The 1,497-nt window shown below is 75.8% G+C and carries 1 pseudogene; it reads left to right on the top strand.

The features are described 5' to 3' along the window. Positions 1-48: 48 nt before the first annotated feature. Positions 49-1,497 (top strand): annotated as a pseudogene (locus tag I71_RS30080) (hypothetical protein); the annotation flags it as partial.

The raw sequence follows: 1,497 nt of genomic DNA, 5'->3' as shown, positions 1-1,497 counted from the left end.
CGGTCGCGCCAGCCGACAGCGCTCTCTGGCCCGACGTCCGAACTGCCGATGGATGCGCCGGTCACCGCGATACCGGGGAGCGACGAGCTCGCCCTGCTTCTGCAGATCCTCGTCACGCCCGAAGCAGTGGCGAGCTTCATCCGCCAGGAGAATGCCGCCGCTGTGTTGGCGTCCCTGCCGGACCGCGAGCTGAACTTCGTCGCCGCCTCCAACGGCGCGACGGTTCCGGCCCATTGGCCGGCGGTCGGCGGGATCGTGCTCAGCCCCGTGTCGATGCTGGTTCCACGGGACATCGCGACCCTCGCCGACGGCCTCAAGACCGCCCCGCACCGCCCCGATCTGGCGGCGCTGGCGGCGCTCTGCCCGTCGCGGCCGCGTCGGCGCGAGCTGCTGCGGCTGGTGCTCGGGCTGTCGTCGGACCTGCCGGACCCCGGCGAGGCGGAGGTGGCCTGGCTGCTTGGCCAACCGGTCGGGCGGAACGCCGCGCTCGCCGTCATGAACCGCGACCAGATCGGGGCGTCGCTTCGCAATGGCGGCCTGGATGCCGGCGACCTGGACGCGCTGTCCGACCGTTTCCACCCTGAACACGCCCCCGACGTCGCCCGGCTGCTGAAGAACCGACCGGGCGGACTCACCCGTTTCATCGCCTGGTTCGGGCCGTCGGCGGAGGGGATTCTCGGCCTGCTGCCGCCGGCGGCCGCGGCGCTCCTGCAGGCGCTGACCGCCGACGGGGCGCCGCCGCCGGAGGGGGCGACGGCCGACGACGGCGCGCTGCTGGTGCGGACGGGCCTCGTGCAGCGGGCTGCCGCCGCCGCTCCGGCCGACGTGGTGCGGCGGATCTCTGCCGCCGCCGCCGCGCTCGCCCCCGGTGCCGACGAGGTCCTGACGCCCATCCTCGGCGCGCTCGGTTTCACCGACCCGGCCCCGGTGCTGGCCCTGTCCGCTGGATGGGCGCCGCCGGTGGGATGTGACGCCGGACGTGCGGAAGCGACGGCCGGGCGTCTCGCAGCGCTGGGGCTGCTGCCGCTGCCGGCGGCCGTGGCGGCCGTGGCGCGGGGATGGCCGCTTGGTGTCCTGCGCGCCGCGGGTGTGGAGGACTGGACGCTGGCGCTTCTCGATCCCGCCCGCCGCCCGCCGGCGCGTCCTCCCGGTCCCCCCCCCGATCCGCTCGTCCCCCTGCTCGCGGCCGCGGCGCGGCGTGCCGAGTTCTGGTGGGCGTGGGCCGGCGGGCTGACGCCGGACTGGTGGGGATGGTTGCAGGAGCTGCTGCGCGACCAGCCGGACCAGGACATCTTCGCCCGCCTCGGCGCGGTGCGGGAGGGACGGCGCTTGTCCAGCGGCGACCTGCGGCCGATCGTGGGTCTGCTGTCGGAAGCCGAGCTGTGCCGGCAGGTGGTGGCCTGGTCGGCGGCCCATGAGGGCGGACGCGCCGAGGCGTTGGCGGTGCTGCTCGGCGCTCCCGCCCTGCAAGGAGAGCTGGCCCGCTGGCTCGAGGCG

The sequence above is a fragment of the Azospirillum sp. B506 genome (assembly GCF_000333595.1).
Lineage (GTDB): Bacteria > Pseudomonadota > Alphaproteobacteria > Azospirillales > Azospirillaceae > Azospirillum.
This window is presented reverse-complemented; position numbering and strand designations above follow the sequence as displayed.